Below are 16,560 nucleotides of genomic sequence, written 5' to 3'. Positions count from 1 at the left end.
CTATTTCACACGACAGTGTTCAAGTTTTAGTTCTTTTCGACGCCTTGCTCCATTGCCTTCCAAGCGAGTGTTGCGCATTTAATGCGTGCCGGGAATTTCGCAACTCCCTGCAATGCTTCCACATCGCCCATTTCCAGATTGCCAGGATCAATTTCCTTACCTAGCATCATATCGGAGAACAGCTGAGACATCCGGAGTGCATCTTCAACGGATTTACCTTTGATGGCTTGTGTCATCATAGAGGCAGAGGACATGCTGATGGAGCAGCCCTCTCCTTCGAATTTCGCATCCTTCACCTTGCCATCCTCCACCTGGAGCTGCAGCTGGATTCGGTCCCCGCACGTCGGGTTATTCATATCGACCACAAGTGCGCCTTCTTCCAGCTTACCACGATTCCGCGGATGTTTATAGTGATCCATGATCACTTGACGGTAGAGTGTATCAAGGTTATTAAAAGACATTTCCGAAAAACTCCTTCGTTTTTGCCAGTCCGCTGACAAGTTTGTCGATATCGTCTTCGGTATTGTAAACGTACATACTTGCACGGGCAGTAGCTGTGACGTCCAGCCAGCGCATAAGCGGCTGTGCACAATGATGTCCGGCACGGACAGCGATACCTTCTGTATCGAGAGCAGTCGCTGTATCATGCGGATGGACACCATCAATATTGAAAGTGACCACTGCAGAGCGTTTGTCTTTCGAAGGACCATAGATGGTCAGCCCCTCGATTCCGCTCATCCGTTCCATCGCATATGCAGTCAGCTTCTGATCATGTGCTTCGATATTATCCAGACCGATTTCAGTCAGGAAGTCAATTGCAGCACCAAGACCGATTGCTCCAGCAATGATAGGAGTACCTCCCTCAAACTTCCAAGGAAGCTCCTTCCATGTTGAATCATACAGATGTACGAAATCGATCATTTCACCGCCGAATTCGACCGGTTCCATATTTTCAAGCAGTTCCTGCTTTCCGTAAAGGACACCGATTCCAGTCGGTCCGCACATTTTATGACCGCTGAAGCAATAGAAATCACAATCAAGATTCTGCACATCCACCTTTAAGTGCGGTGCGCCTTGTGCGCCATCAACTAGAACGACAGCATTCTGCCGATGAGCAAGCTCGACGATTTCTTTTATAGGATTAATGGTTCCAAGAACATTGGAAACATGAGTCAAAGCTACGATCTTCGTTTGCGGACCGATCGATTTCTTCACATCTTCCATGTTCAACGTACCATCTTCGTTCAGTTCAAAGTATTTCAATGTTGCTCCGGTCGCTTTGACCGCCTGCTGCCACGGGATGATATTACTATGGTGCTCCATCGGTGTGATGATCACTTCATCACCAGGTTCCAAGTTCGCACGGGCGTAAGAGTGTGCAACCGTATTGATTGCTGTCGTTGTACCGCGTGTGAAGATTACTTCCTTGGTGCTTCTGGCATTGATGAATTGCTGCACCTTTTCTCTGGCACCTTCATATTTATCCGTAGCCCGGGTTCCAAGTGTATGCACACCACGGTGTACATTGCTGTTGTCGTTCCGGTAATAGGCATCCACAGCTTCCAATACTTTTATCGGCTTATGGGAAGTTGCAGAGGAATCCAAGTAGACCAGCGGATGTCCGTTGACTTCCTGATGCAGGATCGGGAACTGTTCACGGATAGAGCGGGCATCCATTAGTTTACTTTCCCTTCAATTACCTGGGTCAGCTGATTTTTTACCGTTTCAATCGGCAGCTGGTTAACTACAGGTGCAAGGAATCCATGGATGATTAGACGTTCAGCTTCATGCTTCGTGATTCCGCGGCTCATCAAGTAATAAAGCTGAAGCGGATCTACACGGCCTACAGAAGCTGCGTGTCCTGCCACTACATCATCTTCATCAATTAAAAGAATCGGGTTCGCGTCACCGCGTGCACCTTGGCTAAGCATCAACACACGTGTTTCTTGGGTTGCATCAGATTTGCTGGCACCATGTTCGATTTTACCGATACCGTTGAATACAGAGCTTGCCTGGTCTTTCATAACACCGTGGGACAAGATGCTTCCAACAGAATTCTTACCGAAGTGAACAATATTCGTCGTGAAGTTCTGGATTTGCTTTCCGCGTCCTACAACTACACTTTTCGCTTCGGAACCGGAGTTATCACCGATCAAGTGTGTAATATGCTCACTGATTGTGTTACCATCGTTCATTTGACCGATCGCCCAGTCAATGCGAGCATCACGGTAAGCTACACCGCGGCGTTTTGCATAGACAGTCGTACCTGCAGCATAGTTATCAACCGCACCATAAGATACGCTGGCATTATCTGCTGCAATGACTTCTGTCACAACGTTTGCGAATGTTGCTTGGTCAGCGTTATGTGAAATGCTGTTTTCAACATATGTTACAGCACTATTCGCTTCCGCAACGATCAAAATATGATTGAAGGAAGCTACTTTATCATCTTCCTGCCAGAAGATAGTTTGAAGCGGCTCGTCCACTACAACATTTTTCGGAACATAGACGAATACTCCGCCGTTCATCAATGCTGCATGCAGAGCAGTCAAACGATTTTCATCAATATTCACAGCATCCTTCATGTAGAATCTCTTCACCAAGTCGCCGTGCTGCTGCAGGGCAGTGAAAATATCCGTGAAGATAACACCTTGGTCGCTCCATTTTTCGTTTAGAGCAAGGTATGCTGCACTATTATTACGCTGAACGTAAAGGTTTGGAGCATTATCCGTATCAATCAAAGCCGCCACACTTGCTGGCAGGCTTTCCAACGTATTGATTTTCTCCCCTGCTACTTCATGCACATACGTATCGAAATCCCAGTTCTTGATCCCAGTTTTATCGGGTTTTGGCATGTCCAAAGATTCCGATTGGGAAAGAGCTTGCTGACGAAGTTCCTTCATCCATTCAGGCTCATTGCGGGAACTGGAAAAACGGCTGATATATTCATCATTATATTGTTGCTTCGTTTCAACAGTCATAAGATCCCTCCTCCAGTTTACGCGTTAATTGTTTCGTCTTCGATGTTAAGCTCTTGTTTGATCCAATCGTAACCTTCTGCTTCCAAACGCTGAGAAAGCTCGGATCCGCCGGATTTCACAACACGGCCTTGCATCATAACGTGTACGAAATCAGGCTCGATGTAGTTTAGCAAACGCTGGTAGTGGGTAATAATTAAGCAACCGAAGTTTTCGTCGCGCAGTTTGTTGATACCTTTTGCAACAACTTTCAGCGCATCGATATCCAGACCGGAATCGATCTCGTCAAGGATACCGATTTCAGCTTTCATCATAAGAAGCTGAAGGATTTCATTACGTTTTTTCTCCCCGCCGGAGAAACCTTCATTCAAGTAACGCTGTGCCATGTTCTTATCCATTTCAAGGAAGTCCATCGCTTCGTCCATCTCTTTGATGAATTTCATCAATGGAATTTCGTCGCCTTCTTCACGGCGAGCGTTGATGGAAGAACGAAGGAAGTCAGAGTTTGTTACACCGCTGATTTCACTTGGATACTGCATTGCAAGGAACAGACCCGCACGAGCACGCTCGTCCACTTCCATTTCCAAAACATCTTCCCCGTCCAAAGTGATGCTTCCGCTAGTCACTTCGTATTTGGGATGTCCCATGATTGCGGATGCCAATGTAGATTTACCAGTACCATTCGGTCCCATTACTGCATGGAATTCTCCGCTCTTTATCGTAAGGTTTACACCTTTTAGAATTTCCTTATCTTCAATCGAAACATGTAGGTCTTTGATTTCTAAAACTGAACCTGCCATTTATAAACCCTCCGATAGCTGCTATTTTATAAGTTTCGATAATACGTTATTTAAACACATTATCAATTTATTCTCATTACAATCTTAAAGCATTATTCGACCATTATCAACTTTTTTACTAGATAAAAACACAGTTTTAACATGATCTTCTCCTATTGTATCACACATCCATTTCAACCCAAAAATATAGCCTCTGCTGAGAATTCCAGCAAAGGCATGAGAATAGTATTTCTTATTTATCGACAGGAAGAATCGCTCCGTCATAATTGTCTTCGATGAACTGTTTGATTTCATCGGAATGAAGGACATCCATCAATTTTTTCAATGCTTCATTGTCTTTGTCTTCGGCACGTGCAGCCACGATGTTGCCGTATGGAGAATCTGTACCTTCAAGGATCAATGCGTCTTCAGAAGGCGTAAGACCTGCTTGCAATGCATAGTTCGTGTTGATGACAACTAGCGCATCCTCTTCTGATTCATACGTATCAGGAAGGAATGCTGGGTCAACATCCATGCTGAATTTCAGGTTTTTCGGGTTATCACCAATATCATCCAAAGTAGCATCTACAGGTTCTACACCATCTTTGATCGTGATAAGACCAGCATCTTGGAAAATAGATAGGATACGGCCTTGCTCTGCTACGTTACGACCCATGATTACTTCTGTACCATCTTTAATATCATCGACGTTCTTGATATTTTTGGAATACACACCCATTGGCTCCAAGTGAACTGCTCCAAGGCTGATCAGGTCATAGCCAGTATCTGCGTTTGAAGTTTCTAGGTAAGGGATGTGCTGGAAGTAGTTCGCATCCAGGTCGCCGCTTGCCAAGTCGTCGTTCGGAAGTACATAATCCTGATATTCTTCAATCTCCAGATTGACTCCCTCTTTTTCAAGGATAGGCTGCGCTTCTTTAAGAATCTCTGCGTGTGGTGTGCTGGAAGCACCAACTTTGATTGTTGTTGTTTCTTCGTCACCCGAGCCGCTGCCAGATGAACCGCAAGCTGCCAGGAAGATCATGAAAGCTGCTGATAGAATAACTAATAATGCCTTTTTCAAATGAATCCCTCTCCTTTATCGTTTATCTAGTTTATTTGAAATCAAGTCTCCAATGAATTGGAAGACGAATACAACAATAACGATTAATAGCGTACAGATAAATACAACATCAAACTGACGTCGCTGGAAACCATAGAAGTAAGCAAAGTCGCCTAATCCGCCTGCTCCGATAACACCTGCTACCGCTGTGGATCCGATCAGCGCAATTGCTGTTACTGTAAGACCAGAAACAAGGGCTGGCATGGATTCTTTCAGCAGTACTTTGAACATGATCGTACTGTTCTTCGCACCCATTGCCTTCGCGGCTTCCACTACCCCGTTGTCCACTTCCTTCAATGCAATCTCGACTAACCGTGCATAGAAAGGTGCTGATCCAATGATTAGCGCGGGCAGTGCTGCCTCTGGACCACGGATGGTGCCGACTACAAAATCGGTGAAAGGGAACAGAAGTAATATCAGGATGATAAAAGGTATCGCCCTGAATATGTTGACGACAGCTGCTACAACTCCATAGACAACCTTATTTTCCCAAAGCTTCCCTTTACTAGTCAGGTAAAGCAACAGACCAAGGATGATACCAATGATGAATGTACCAATCAAAGAAAGGATCGTCATATAGAATGTTTCATAGATGGCTGTATTCAAATCTGCAATATCTACATTCGGGAACCACTTCTCAAACAAGTTCCTGCACCTCCGCTCTCACATTCGCTGCGCGGATGAAGTTCAGTGCCTTCTCCACTTCCTGTTCACTGCCTACCAGCTGCAGGAACAAATTACCGACTGCTCCGGTTTGTGTCTGCAATACATTTCCTTGCAGGATGTTAATATCAACATCAAATTGTTTCGCAGTCTGGCTGACAACCGTCTGATTGACGTTTTCGCCGGAGAAGGAAAGCTTCACGATCGTACCTGTACCTTCTTTCACTACTGCTGCAGACAAGGAATCATACTGCTCGCTTCCATCCAGCTGCTGGACGAATCGCTTTGTGATATCCTGCTGCGGGTCTTGGAATACATGAGCAGCATCGCCTTCTTCTACCACTTTACCGGTATCCATTACAGCTACACGGTGACAGATTTTACGGATAACATTCATCTCATGCGTAATCAATACAATAGTCAGACCGAGTCGTTTGTTGATGTCCACAAGCAAATCAAGGATGGAATCTGTTGTTTCCGGATCCAGTGCGGATGTTGCTTCATCACAAAGCAGCACTTTCGGGTCGTTAGCCAATGCCCTTGCAATGCCGACACGCTGCTTTTGTCCGCCGCTCAGCTGTGATGGATAGGCATTTTCGCGCCCTTTCAATCCGACTAGCTCAATCAGCCGGTCTACTTTTGCTTTTCTTTCTTTTTTCGGCACACCAGCTATTTCTAATGGAAAAGCAATGTTTTGGTGTACAGTACGGGACCACAGCAGGTTGAAATGCTGGAAGATCATCCCGATTTCTTGTCTGGCAAGACGAAGCTCGTTTTTTCGCTGTTTAACGATATCCTTGCCATTGATGATTATTTCGCCGGCGGTCGGTTCTTCGAGACGATTCAGCAGGCGTACGAAAGTACTTTTTCCAGCACCGCTGTAGCCAATCACGCCGAAGATTTCACCCGACTCAATCGTAAGATTAAGCTGATCGACCGCTGTAATATTCTGTTTTTTTGTGCGATATGTCTTGGAGAGGTTTTTGATAGTGATCAATATCCGCTCCTCCTTCCTCATGTGGCTTTATAACCATAAAAAAAAGCGTCTTCTTGTCCTGAGAACAAAAAGACGCATCTGCGTTCGATAATTGTTCTCTCATCTGTACAGGTTTCCCTGCAGGAATTGGCACCATACAGGAAAACCTGTGGTTGCCGGGCTTCATCGGGCCAGTCCCTCCGCCACTCTTGATAAGAGTTTGGTATATGATTGCTAAAAGGAGTTTAGCATCTAGTTAATAATCTTGTCAACATATTTTACATACTTCCTGGAGCTCCCAGAAATAGTAGTGCCTCCACAAGCAAAATATGCTGATAATCCCCCTCCACCACTTGCCTGTGACGGATACTGCGAAGCTGCACCTCGCCGCTAAGGAGCTCCTGCAATGTCTGCTCATCGGTACGTATATGTAAAATGCCATAAGGCTTGGAAGCTGGTGTCGTGAGGCTGCTTCTATCTATATGCAAATCGAAATGGGCATCCTCCCATTCAATGAAGACCTTCAGCCGCTTGTCATTACATAAAGGCAGCAAATCCTCCCTCACCTCGATCTGATGCTTGAGCTTTGTCAGTTTTTCGATGATCATCCGCCATCCCCTCCATATACTGTATTTGGCTCTTCTCATTCTGATTTCCTGCAAGAAAAAACAGCTTTCCGGAAAGGAAAGCTGTTTTTATTCACTCAGCGTCTTGGCCAGCATATGCTGGACGGAATGAAAAGCGTATATTTTTTCCTGAACTTCACCTTGTTTGAAGATAATGAGACAAGGCACACTTTCAATCTGATGTTCCTGCATGAAATCAGGAAAGAGAGAGGCGTTCAGTTTATGATAGTATTCCTGGTCCATCATTGCCTCCACCGCAAGGAGCATTTTTTCAGCAAGCTGACATGTGCCGCAAAAAGGCGTGTGCACAAATATCCTTGCTTGCTCCTGGTGTATAACGGACTGGACCTCCGTTTTGATAATGTTGATAATTCATCCCTTCTTTCTTCAGACGAGGAAGAATGGATGCACCATGATACTTCTGCTAAGCAGGGCTGTGGCCAATTCTGGGGCCGGGGTCGCCGCTACCTCTCGATAGGTTCTGTCTACGTAAATATGCTGGGCATGCGGCAGCTCTCGTGCTAACTGTTTTCGCAGCTTATGACCAGCGCTGTCCTCATCCACCATAATATATACTTGCTTGTGATCCAAGTCATAGTCATACAACAGCTGTTCCAGCCGCTCGATGCCCAATGTTCCATTGGTGCAGATGATCGTCACTTCCTCATCGATGATCTTCCTTATCTGCTCTTTATCCGAGCGTCCTTCTACGATAATGACTTTTTCTTCATCACCCATACTGGCATCACCTATTCTGATCGATATTTGATTGCTTTCTTGCCCGAGCCCCCGAATAAAGGCAGCTTAGCAATGAACGCTTGCCATAGTATATGAAAAGAGACCGCCGCCCTTGCTAACAGATATCAACAAGGACCCAAAAAATTAATCCTCTTTAATCCGTCCTTCGTAATCCTCAACAGAAAGCAAGCTCTCATACGCTGCTTCATCGTCTGTTTCCACTACGATCATCCATGCTTTCTCGTATGGGGATTCATTTACGAACTCAGGGCTGTCGTCCAAATCTTCGTTCACTGCTACGACTTTACCGCTAATCGGAGCATACAGCTCTGAAACTGTTTTAACAGATTCGACGCTGCCAAATGGCTCGTCTGCTTTCAATTCGTCACCAACTGATGGAAGTTCCACGAATACGATGTCTCCGAGTTCATCCTGGGCGAAGTCGGTAATACCGATTCGATATTGATTGCCTTCTTCTTTTTTAATCCATTCATGTTCCTCAGTATAACGTAGATCTTTCGGTAAGTTGCTCATTTTTATTCCTCCACCTATTTTCTACAAGAATAGCTAACATATTTACTATAAGAGGTAATAGATAAAATTACCACCGTTTCTGCTTAATTCGAAGCAGTCACAGTTTCGTACACTTCCGGTTTGAAACCTACCGCTGACGCCTTCTCCCCAACTAATAGCGGTCGCTTGATAAGCATACCGTTTTCGGATAGCCATGACTTGAGCTGGGCATCATCTGCCTCTTTGATTTTCTCTTTATAGCCGCCCTCCCGGTATACCTTTCCGCTCGTATTGAACAGTTTGGTAAGCGGCAATCCGCTTTTATCCGCTGCTTCTTGCAGGATCTCCGGACTTGGAGGGTTCTCTACGATATGTATCGCTTCATAGGATACGTCATTCGCATCCAGCCATTTCTTTGCATTTTTACATGTACTGCAATTCGGGTACCAATAAAATCGGAACATACAGATCTCCTTCCTTTTGATACTGCTATTTTAGCATAGTCCTTTGCATCTTTCGCACAGAATAATCGCCAGGATCCCGGGTACGATAAAAAGGAAAGAGGAGGGATCCCATGCCAGCAGAAAATCAGCAAAATGTCATGCTGCAGCCGCCAGAAATGATCTCAGAAAAAGACTTACTGTACTTGAGCGATATGCTGAACTGGAACTTGAATGCCGCAAAAAAGGCACAGCATGCTGCCGGTGAAGTGCAGCTGACAGATGCCCAGGAAGCGCTGCACACTATCGGCCAGATGCATCAGCGCCATTATGATATGTTACTGGAGCATTTGAAGACAAAACCGCTCAATTAAGGAGGGAACGTTATGCCAGAGAATCAAAAGATAGAAAATCCCCAGACACCAGTCCCGACAACGCAGAACATGAATGACCGGGATCACGTCACTGATCTGCTTGCTACCGAAAAGTATATGACAGCTTCTTACAGCACGGCACTCAACGAAATGAGCAATCAGTCATTATATGAAACAGTAGCCCGTATGTTCAAGGAGACACAAGACTCCCAGCGAAATTTGTATAACTTGATGTTCCAGCATGGGTGGTACAGCCTGGAGCAAGCTCCGCAGCAAAAAGTGGAACAGGCTTATCAGCAATTCAGCAAAACACGACAAGAACTTCCCTATACATGACACAGAAGGACAATCAGCTGCTGGTTGTCCTTTTTTTAACCCAATCCAAAAAAATTATTGACGCATAGGATACAAACCCGTAATATACTTGCATGTGCAACTATTTGAGCTATCTGAAAGGAGCGGACCATGAGCAGGACACAAGACGAGTTAGGACTGCTTTTATCCCGGACATACTTATCCTTGAAACGGGAAACGTCCCGCATGCTTCAACAGTTTGAACTGACACCAGAACAATTCTCCCTTATTGCGGAATTGGACAAGCAGGATAACATCACCCAAAAAGAGCTTGCCGACTTAACGGAAAGAGAGCAGACAACCGTTACGAAGATAGTCGATAAGCTTGTCAAAAAGGGGCTGGTCACCCGCGGACATGATCTCCACGACCGCCGGGCAATCCGTTTGCAAATTACAGCAGAAGGCCGGGATCTGGTAAAAGATATCAAACCGAAGATAGAAGAAATCGAAAATCATGCTTATTTAGGTTTCCAACGGAAGGATATAGAATTGCTGCATACTCTGATTCGAAAGCTGCATCAGAATTTGCAGTGATTTTTTTCGCTAAATACATGCACGTGCAACTAATATAGAATGGAGTTTTTATTTTGCGTTTACAACCTTTGCGGGAAATGCTTAAAATCCCGAATACGAAAGTGGGCATGGCTTTTGCCATACTTGTCCCATTACTATTTTCCGTCATCTGGCTGACAGGCTATCATGATGCAACAAATCATCTGGACCGCTTGCATGTTGCTGTCGTCAATGAAGATGGCGAACAGGCCAATGCATTGGCAGAAAAAATGATGGATAGTATGCCATTTGATGCGGATCTTGTTTCATATGATGAAGCAAAGAAACAGCTGGATAAAAATGATATTACGATGCTGATTGTCATTCCGGAAGCATTCACCGAAAACTTAGCCAAACAGAGTGACACGACATTACAATTCTATTTGAACAGCTCCAACTCACAGGTTGCTTTGTCGGCAGCTGAAAGTACAGCAAGACAAATGACGGACTCTATAGCTGGTTCCAATGTACAAGCAGAAATCATCAAAGAAAATCACATTGATAACTTCGCAACCAGCATGGTGCCGATGATCCTTGGTTTCATCATCTTCATCGCTGTCATGACAATGAATATCCAAATGAACATTGTCACACAAATCCTGAGTCGTAAATTCGGCAAATGGCAGCTCTTCTGGAATAAACAGCTGCTTTTACTGATTATCGGTCTTGTCGTAACGACGATTATCGTAACGATTCATGCACTTGCAAACGATACAGCTGCTTCCTACATGCAGCTATGGGGATTCGAGCTGCTAGTTGTCTTTGCATGTATCGCTTTCACACAGATGAGCTTTGCTATTTTCGGCAATGCTGGTGCTTTATTCAACGTTGCTATGATTCCGTTCCAATTGATGGCTGCCGGGAATATCATCCCGACAGACCTATTGTCTCCTGTATTCCGTGTAATAGGCGCTGCACTGCCAGCTTCTAATGGGGTGCAAGGCTTCACTCAGCTAATTTACGCTGGAGAAAGTGTACCATCAACCATCCTCCATCTTGGATTGATCTTGATTATCACGTTCTTACTTACATGTGCAGCATTAATGCTGAAAAAACAGCAGCCTGTTCAGTTTGTTAAAAAAGACGGAAAAGCTGCAGCAGTATAAAAAGAAACCTCCGCATGCAGAATGCGGAGGTTTTTCTTATGCTACTACTTCATAACCTTGTTCTTCGATTGCTTCTTTCATATCTTCTTTCGTCACTAATGTGTCATCATACACAACATCGACTTTTCCGCTGGCCAAATCCACGTCCACCCCTTGAATTCCTTCCAGTTCTCCTAGTGCTCCTTTGACTGCTTTCTCACAATGTCCGCAAGTCATCCCGCTTACTTGTAATGTCATTTCCATGTCTTATCTCTCCTTTAATTGTCTTTTCAATCGTAAAGCATTTGCTACCACACTGACAGAACTGAAGGCCATTGCTGCTCCAGCAAGCCATGGTGCCAGCAGACCGATTGCCGCAACTGGTATACCCGCACTGTTATATGCAAGTGCCCAAAATAAATTCTGTTTGATGTTGCGTATTGTTTTCGCACTATACCCTAATGCTTTTGGTACGAGTTTGAGATCTCCGCCAAGTATGGTCACTCCTGCTGCTTCTATTGCAACATCTGTGCCGGTGCCGATGGCAATTCCGATATCAGCGGCTGCCAAAGCAGGTGCATCATTGATGCCGTCCCCTACCATCGCGACAGTAAAGCCTTCCTCCTGCAGAGCCGCAATTCGATCTGCCTTTCCAGTGGGAAGCACACTGGCAAAAACGGTGTCGATCCCAACTTTCGCCGCTATGCTGTCAGCTGTTCGCTGATTATCCCCTGTCAGCATGACTGTCCGGATACCTTGTGATTTCAATTGTTTAATAGCTTCTGCTGCATCTGGTTTAACGGCATCACTGACGGCGATGATCGATTCTATCTTTTTTTCTGCAGCAAGGTACATGACAGTCTTTCCGTCTTTCTCTAACGCATCAGCCTGGAGCTTAAAGTCTTCAAGCGGCACATTATTTTCTGACATCAGTGCACTATTCCCAATCAGAATAGCAGTCCCTCCAACTATTCCTTTGATACCCCTGCCAGGTATATTCTCAAACGTTTCCACTTCCTTGACTGGAAGACTATGCTCTTCCCCGTATTGAGCAAAAGATTGGGCAAGCGGATGCTCTGATTGTTTTTCGAGCGCAATCGCTTCAGGCAAATGGTGCGCGTCACCAAAAATATCTGTCACCTGCGGTCTTCCTTGGGTGATTGTGCCAGTTTTATCGAAGACGACAGCATCTACTTTATATGCTGTCTCCAGCTGTTCGCCGCCCTTGAACAAGATGCCCGCTTCTGCCGCTTTGCCTGTGCCGACCATGATGCTCGTCGGAGTAGCGAGCCCCAGTGCACAAGGGCATGCGATTACCAATACAGCGATAGCTGCTGTCAAAGCTGGAGCCATCTCCCCTGGATTCACCAGGAGGATCCATACCGCAAATGTAAGTATACTAATTACTATAACTGCCGGGACGAAAAACGAAGAAACGCGATCGGCAAAGCGCTGGATAGGTGCTTTGGATCCTTGAGCACGTTCTACTGCACGAATGATTTCCGCAAGAACCGACTCTTCATTCGAATGTGTCACTTTTACTTGGATTGTTCCATTTCCATTGACTGTAGCACCTGCTACCTTATCATCAATATCTTTGCTGACTGGAATGCTTTCTCCAGTGAGCATCGATTCGTCAACATGGGTACTGCCTTTCACAATGATGCCATCTGCAGGAAGTTTCTCTCCAGGGCGTACAATAACGATATCACCCTGCACCAGCTCTGCAGCCGCAATTTTCTCTTCCTGTTCCCCACGCAATACGGTCGCTTCTTTCGCCTGTAAGCCGACGAGGGAAGTGATTGCTGTAGTAGTTCGCCCTTTCGCCACCTTTTCCATATATTTACCAAGAAGAATCAAGGTGATCAAAATGGCACTCGTCTCGAAATAAAGCGCAGGCATATGTCCGCTACCTTGAAAACGGATTACTTCATATAAACTGTAGAAATATGCTGCACTTGTGCCAAGCGCAACAAGCACATCCATATTAGCGGACCCGCTGCGTAAGCTATGATAAGCTCCTCTGTAAAATTGCCAGCCGATCAAAAATTGAACCGGTGTAGCCAATAATAGCTGCACCCACGGATTCATAAGGATATGCGGTACTTCATACAAGCCCAAATGTCCGCCCATTGTAGCGAGCAGCGGCAAAGATAGCAAAGCGGATAGCAGTAGTTTCATTTGCATCAACCGGATTCCTTTGTCTCTGGCTTGCTCATTTTCTTCCCTGGATTTACGCGGGCTTGCATCATAGCCTAATTTCCGGATACGCTCGATAAATTCATCTGTACCTGTAAGCAGCGGATTATAGCGGATGGCTGCCGTCTCTCCAGCCAGGTTGACAACAGCTTGATGGATGCCCTCCTGCTTGTTCAGCACCTTCTCGATTCTTGCTGAACAAGCAGCGCAAGTCATTCCTTTTATATCTAGATAAACTTCATCAGGTTCCACTCCGTAGCCTAACTTTTCAATCTTACCTGTTAAATCTGTTTCATCCACCTGGTTCGGATCAAAAGAGATTGCTGCCTTTTCTGTTGCCAGATTGACATTGGCCTCTACCGTATCCATCTTGTTCAGCACTTTTTCGATACGGGTGGCACATGCAGCACAAGTCATACCGGTAATGGGTACTGTTACTTGCTTCTTATCCATATGGACCGCCTCCTATTTGCCGAATTGCTGCAGTACTTTCATCAATTCATCGATGGCCTCTTCCCCATCTCCATGCTGAATTGCATGGGAAACACAATGCTTCATATGTCTTTCGGTTACTGCGGCTCCGGTTTTTTTCAGTGCCGCCTGAATAGCTGATATTTGAACAAGGATATCCACACAATATCTATCTTCCTCGACCATGTTCTGAAGTCCTCTAACTTGTCCCTCGATTCGTTTGAGCCGATTAACAAGCGCTTGCTTCTCTGTCGTAGTCCTTGACTTGACTGGCTTTTTATCTGAATGTTCCATAGCACACCTCCTTTATACCCCCTACAGGTATATAAATATAATATACCCCCACCAGGTATATGTCAATAATTGATTTTAAATCGAAACGATTATGATTTACAAATCGAAATGATTACGATAGAATAAGTCTTTGTGAAGAAGTACGTGATTAGAAAGGTGATAGAAAATGACATCTATCCTTCAAATAGATACTATTAATTTCTCATATGAACAGAAGGCTGCCTTGCGCGAGGTATCCCTTCAAGTAAAAAAAGGTGACTTCCTCGGATTGATCGGTCCAAACGGCGGGGGTAAAACAACATTGATCAAGCTGGCACTTGGAATGCTGCAGCCTAATAATGGCTCCATCCAGCTTTTTGGACAGTCTGTTTCTTCCTTTAAGGACTGGAATAAAGTCAGCTTTGTATCCCAAAAGGCGAATGCCTTCAATAAAGGTTTCCCAGCTACTGTTTTCGAAGTAGTCGCAATGGGGCTTACCCCGAAGATCGGTTATTTCCGCAGATTTACCGCCAAGCACCGGGCCGCTGTAAAGCAAGCTGTTGCCCAAGTGGATATGAGCGATTATCTGCACGAAAATATCAGTAGTTTGTCCGGAGGCCAGCAGCAGCGCGTTTTCATCGCCAGAGCGCTTGTAAGCCAGCCGGAATTGATCATACTCGATGAGCCAACTGTCGGAATCGACCACGCCAATGTGAAAGGCTTCTATGAATTATTGCAGCGGCTGAATGAGGAAAAAGGACTTACCTTAGTGATGATCACGCATGATCTGGCTGGGATTGCGCATTATGCATCCAAACTTGTTTATTTGGATCAGCAAGTCCAATACGAAGGCAGCCCAGAACAATTCAGCCTGCCTGAAACCGATTTACATGTATTGCGAGGTATTCATGCATGATTGCTGATTTTCTTCAATTTGAATTTTTACGAAATACACTATATACCGGTCTGCTAATCGGCTTGATTGCTCCATTACTCGGCTGCTTCATCGTCGTACGCAGACTGTCTCTGATTGCGGATGCCCTATCGCATGTTACCTTAGCCGGTATTGCATTCGGACTGTTACTGGAGAAAAAGCTGGCAACTCCTGTGATAACACCGTTTTATGCGGGTCTTGGTTTCTCGGTTGCAGCATCACTGCTAATCGAGAAGCTTCGCAGCATGTTCCGTAACTTCCAAGAAATCGCTATTCCGATCATCCTTTCCGGAGGAGTCGGCTTGAGTGTTATTTTCATATCTTTGGCTAACGGTTTTACAACAGATTTGTTTTCTTATTTATTCGGATCTGTATCTGCTGTCAGCAGTGAAGACCTGCGTGTTATTGTGATCATCTCGATCATTGTCCTGCTAGTCATCGGATTCTTGTACAAGCAGCTGCTGGTGCTTTCCTTTGATGAAGAGCATGCGCGTGTCAGCGGCTTGCATGCAAGAGCAATCCATTTCATCTTCATGCTGCTGACTGCCCTTGTCATTGCAGCGAGCATCCGGATCGTTGGTGTGCTGCTCGTCTCTGCCTTGATGACAATACCTGTAGCAGCAGCCATCCGTCTGGCAAAAGGCTTCAAATGGGCAATGATACTGGCTATCCTCTTCGGAGAGACATCCGTTATTGTCGGCCTCTTCTCTGGTTATTATTTTGAAATACCGCCAGGGGGTACCATTGTTGTCGTATCGATCCTGATTCTTCTGTTGAGTTTCATCATTCAAAAGCTGCTGCTTGCGAACAAACGAAAAGCGGCTTTCGAGAAAGGAGTTTCCTGATATGCAAGTGGACAAAGGTATTGCGATTCTGAAGGAAAATGGTCATAAATATACAGATAAACGCGCAGATATCCTAGCTTATTTTATCCATGCCAAAGGATATCGAAGTGCAAAAGCACTGCTTGCTTTCATGGAAACTAGCTATGCTGGTATCAGCTTGGATACGATCTATCGCAATCTCCGTCTTTTCGAACAGCTGGAGCTGCTCGAATCCCGTGAAAAAAACGGAGAAAAGCTGTTTAAAATTGCTTGCAGAAGCGGCACGCATCACCATCATTTCATTTGTGAAAGCTGCGGACTGACCAAACCGCTCCAGAAATGTCCGCTGCCAGTTTACACAGAAGAACTTGCGGATTATCATGTAAATACACACGCTTTCGAGCTTTATGGTCTTTGCCCGACGTGTCACAATCGCTAAGGAGTCGATATATATGCCAATCATTACAGTTAAAATGCTGGAAGGCCGAACGGATGAACAAAAAGAACAAATGATAAAGAAAATGACCGACGTGATGGTCGAGACAACTGGCGCTCGCGCAGAAGCAGTTTCCATCATCATTGAGGAAATGAACAAATCAAATTATGGTGTCGCAGGAAAGCGCCTATCCTAATGAAAAAGCAGCATGCCAGTTTGGCATGC

Annotated in this window: 23 protein-coding genes and 1 riboswitch; of the genes, 8 read left to right on the top strand and 15 right to left on the bottom strand. The window is 45.2% G+C overall.

Going from position 1 to position 16,560, the window contains the following annotated elements; translation table 11 throughout:
• Positions 1-26 precede the first annotated feature (26 nt).
• The 12 genes from sufU to ACH6C1_RS05715 all read right to left on the bottom strand — a co-directional run bounded on the left by sufU (position 27) and on the right by ACH6C1_RS05715 (position 8,857).
• A complete protein-coding gene (sufU, locus tag ACH6C1_RS05770) occupies positions 27-461 on the bottom strand; it encodes a Fe-S cluster assembly sulfur transfer protein SufU (RefSeq protein WP_095224338.1) in 435 nt (144 codons plus the stop codon).
• Positions 451-1,677, bottom strand: a complete 1,227-nt coding sequence (locus ACH6C1_RS05765; protein WP_374075384.1) for a cysteine desulfurase — start codon at positions 1,675-1,677, stop codon at positions 451-453. Before ACH6C1_RS05765 ends, sufU begins: the two co-directional genes overlap by 11 nt.
• On the bottom strand, positions 1,677-2,981 hold the full coding sequence (sufD, locus tag ACH6C1_RS05760) for a Fe-S cluster assembly protein SufD (RefSeq protein ID WP_374075381.1): 1,305 nt from the start codon (positions 2,979-2,981) through the stop codon (positions 1,677-1,679). The genes ACH6C1_RS05765 and sufD overlap by 1 nt, the downstream gene beginning before the upstream one ends.
• A gap of 17 nt (positions 2,982-2,998) precedes the next feature.
• Positions 2,999-3,778, bottom strand: coding sequence for a Fe-S cluster assembly ATPase SufC (gene sufC, locus ACH6C1_RS05755; protein ID WP_095224341.1), 780 nt, complete (start codon positions 3,776-3,778; stop codon positions 2,999-3,001).
• 232 nt (positions 3,779-4,010) lie between these two features.
• The gene (locus ACH6C1_RS05750) at positions 4,011-4,838 is read right to left on the bottom strand and encodes a MetQ/NlpA family ABC transporter substrate-binding protein (RefSeq protein WP_374075378.1); all 828 of its coding nucleotides are present in this window, start codon (positions 4,836-4,838) and stop codon (positions 4,011-4,013) included.
• 15 nt (positions 4,839-4,853) lie between these two features.
• Positions 4,854-5,522 (bottom strand): methionine ABC transporter permease, encoded by a 669-nt coding sequence (locus ACH6C1_RS05745; protein ID WP_366247488.1) that lies wholly within the window; start codon positions 5,520-5,522, stop codon positions 4,854-4,856.
• Positions 5,515-6,537 carry a methionine ABC transporter ATP-binding protein gene (locus ACH6C1_RS05740; RefSeq protein ID WP_095224342.1) on the bottom strand — a complete coding sequence of 341 codons (1,023 nt, stop codon included), beginning with the start codon at positions 6,535-6,537 and terminating at the stop codon, positions 5,515-5,517. The genes ACH6C1_RS05745 and ACH6C1_RS05740 overlap by 8 nt, the downstream gene beginning before the upstream one ends.
• Positions 6,538-6,633: 96 nt before the next feature.
• Positions 6,634-6,735, bottom strand: a riboswitch (SAM riboswitch).
• A gap of 59 nt (positions 6,736-6,794) precedes the next feature.
• A complete protein-coding gene (locus tag ACH6C1_RS05735; protein ID WP_374075375.1) occupies positions 6,795-7,124 on the bottom strand; it encodes a hypothetical protein in 330 nt (109 codons plus the stop codon).
• Between the two features lie 87 nt (positions 7,125-7,211).
• Positions 7,212-7,502, bottom strand: a complete 291-nt coding sequence (locus tag ACH6C1_RS05730; protein WP_374075584.1) for a thioredoxin family protein — start codon at positions 7,500-7,502, stop codon at positions 7,212-7,214.
• A 27-nt stretch (positions 7,503-7,529) separates the two neighbouring features.
• Complete coding sequence (locus ACH6C1_RS05725) at positions 7,530-7,880, bottom strand: ribonuclease M5 (protein WP_038564869.1); 351 nt, start codon at positions 7,878-7,880, stop codon at positions 7,530-7,532.
• Between the two features lie 144 nt (positions 7,881-8,024).
• Complete coding sequence (gene gcvH / locus ACH6C1_RS05720; RefSeq protein ID WP_093725748.1) at positions 8,025-8,414, bottom strand: glycine cleavage system protein GcvH; 390 nt, start codon at positions 8,412-8,414, stop codon at positions 8,025-8,027.
• Positions 8,415-8,497: 83 nt separating this feature from the next.
• Positions 8,498-8,857, bottom strand: coding sequence for an arsenate reductase family protein (locus ACH6C1_RS05715; RefSeq protein ID WP_374075372.1), 360 nt, complete (start codon positions 8,855-8,857; stop codon positions 8,498-8,500).
• Between the two features lie 110 nt (positions 8,858-8,967).
• Between ACH6C1_RS05715 and ACH6C1_RS05710 the strand changes: the two genes are divergently transcribed.
• From ACH6C1_RS05710 to ACH6C1_RS05695, 4 genes are all read left to right on the top strand, one after another.
• On the top strand, positions 8,968-9,207 hold the full coding sequence (locus ACH6C1_RS05710; RefSeq protein ID WP_095224346.1) for a hypothetical protein: 240 nt from the start codon (positions 8,968-8,970) through the stop codon (positions 9,205-9,207).
• Between the two features lie 12 nt (positions 9,208-9,219).
• Entirely contained in the window at positions 9,220-9,543 is a 324-nt protein-coding gene (locus ACH6C1_RS05705) for a spore coat protein (protein ID WP_095224347.1), read from the top strand.
• Positions 9,544-9,672: 129 nt separating this feature from the next.
• Entirely contained in the window at positions 9,673-10,095 is a 423-nt protein-coding gene (locus ACH6C1_RS05700; protein WP_095224348.1) for a MarR family winged helix-turn-helix transcriptional regulator, read from the top strand.
• Between the two features lie 53 nt (positions 10,096-10,148).
• Positions 10,149-11,219 (top strand): YhgE/Pip domain-containing protein, encoded by a 1,071-nt coding sequence (locus ACH6C1_RS05695; protein WP_374075369.1) that lies wholly within the window; start codon positions 10,149-10,151, stop codon positions 11,217-11,219.
• Positions 11,220-11,255: 36 nt separating this feature from the next.
• On the opposite strand, the gene copZ is transcribed toward ACH6C1_RS05695, so the two are convergent.
• Genes copZ through ACH6C1_RS05680 form a run of 3 tightly spaced genes read right to left on the bottom strand, consistent with a single transcriptional unit; the run spans position 11,256 to position 14,162 of the window.
• Positions 11,256-11,462: a copper chaperone CopZ gene (gene copZ / locus ACH6C1_RS05690; protein ID WP_374075367.1), complete on the bottom strand. Its 207-nt coding sequence runs from the start codon at positions 11,460-11,462 to the stop codon at positions 11,256-11,258.
• A 3-nt stretch (positions 11,463-11,465) separates the two neighbouring features.
• Positions 11,466-13,850 carry a heavy metal translocating P-type ATPase gene (locus tag ACH6C1_RS05685; RefSeq protein ID WP_374075364.1) on the bottom strand — a complete coding sequence of 795 codons (2,385 nt, stop codon included), beginning with the start codon at positions 13,848-13,850 and terminating at the stop codon, positions 11,466-11,468.
• Between the two features lie 12 nt (positions 13,851-13,862).
• Complete coding sequence (locus tag ACH6C1_RS05680; protein WP_366247496.1) at positions 13,863-14,162, bottom strand: metal-sensing transcriptional repressor; 300 nt, start codon at positions 14,160-14,162, stop codon at positions 13,863-13,865.
• A gap of 166 nt (positions 14,163-14,328) precedes the next feature.
• Here ACH6C1_RS05680 and ACH6C1_RS05675 point away from each other — a divergent pair, with 166 nt between their 5' ends.
• The 4 genes from ACH6C1_RS05675 to ACH6C1_RS05660 are packed head-to-tail and all read left to right on the top strand — an operon-like array spanning position 14,329 to position 16,531.
• Positions 14,329-15,057: a metal ABC transporter ATP-binding protein gene (locus ACH6C1_RS05675; protein ID WP_374075361.1), complete on the top strand. Its 729-nt coding sequence runs from the start codon at positions 14,329-14,331 to the stop codon at positions 15,055-15,057.
• Positions 15,054-15,920 carry a metal ABC transporter permease gene (locus tag ACH6C1_RS05670; protein WP_095224353.1) on the top strand — a complete coding sequence of 289 codons (867 nt, stop codon included), beginning with the start codon at positions 15,054-15,056 and terminating at the stop codon, positions 15,918-15,920. The genes ACH6C1_RS05675 and ACH6C1_RS05670 overlap by 4 nt, the downstream gene beginning before the upstream one ends.
• A 1-nt stretch (position 15,921) precedes the next feature.
• Complete coding sequence (locus ACH6C1_RS05665) at positions 15,922-16,338, top strand: Fur family transcriptional regulator (RefSeq protein WP_374075359.1); 417 nt, start codon at positions 15,922-15,924, stop codon at positions 16,336-16,338.
• 13 nt (positions 16,339-16,351) lie between these two features.
• On the top strand, positions 16,352-16,531 hold the full coding sequence (locus ACH6C1_RS05660; protein WP_366247498.1) for a 2-hydroxymuconate tautomerase: 180 nt from the start codon (positions 16,352-16,354) through the stop codon (positions 16,529-16,531).
• Positions 16,532-16,560: the final 29 nt, after the last annotated feature.

Source organism: Terribacillus sp. JSM ZJ617, assembly GCF_044383785.1.
In the GTDB taxonomy this organism is placed as follows: Bacteria; Bacillota; Bacilli; order Bacillales; family Amphibacillaceae; genus Terribacillus.
This window is presented reverse-complemented; position numbering and strand designations above follow the sequence as displayed.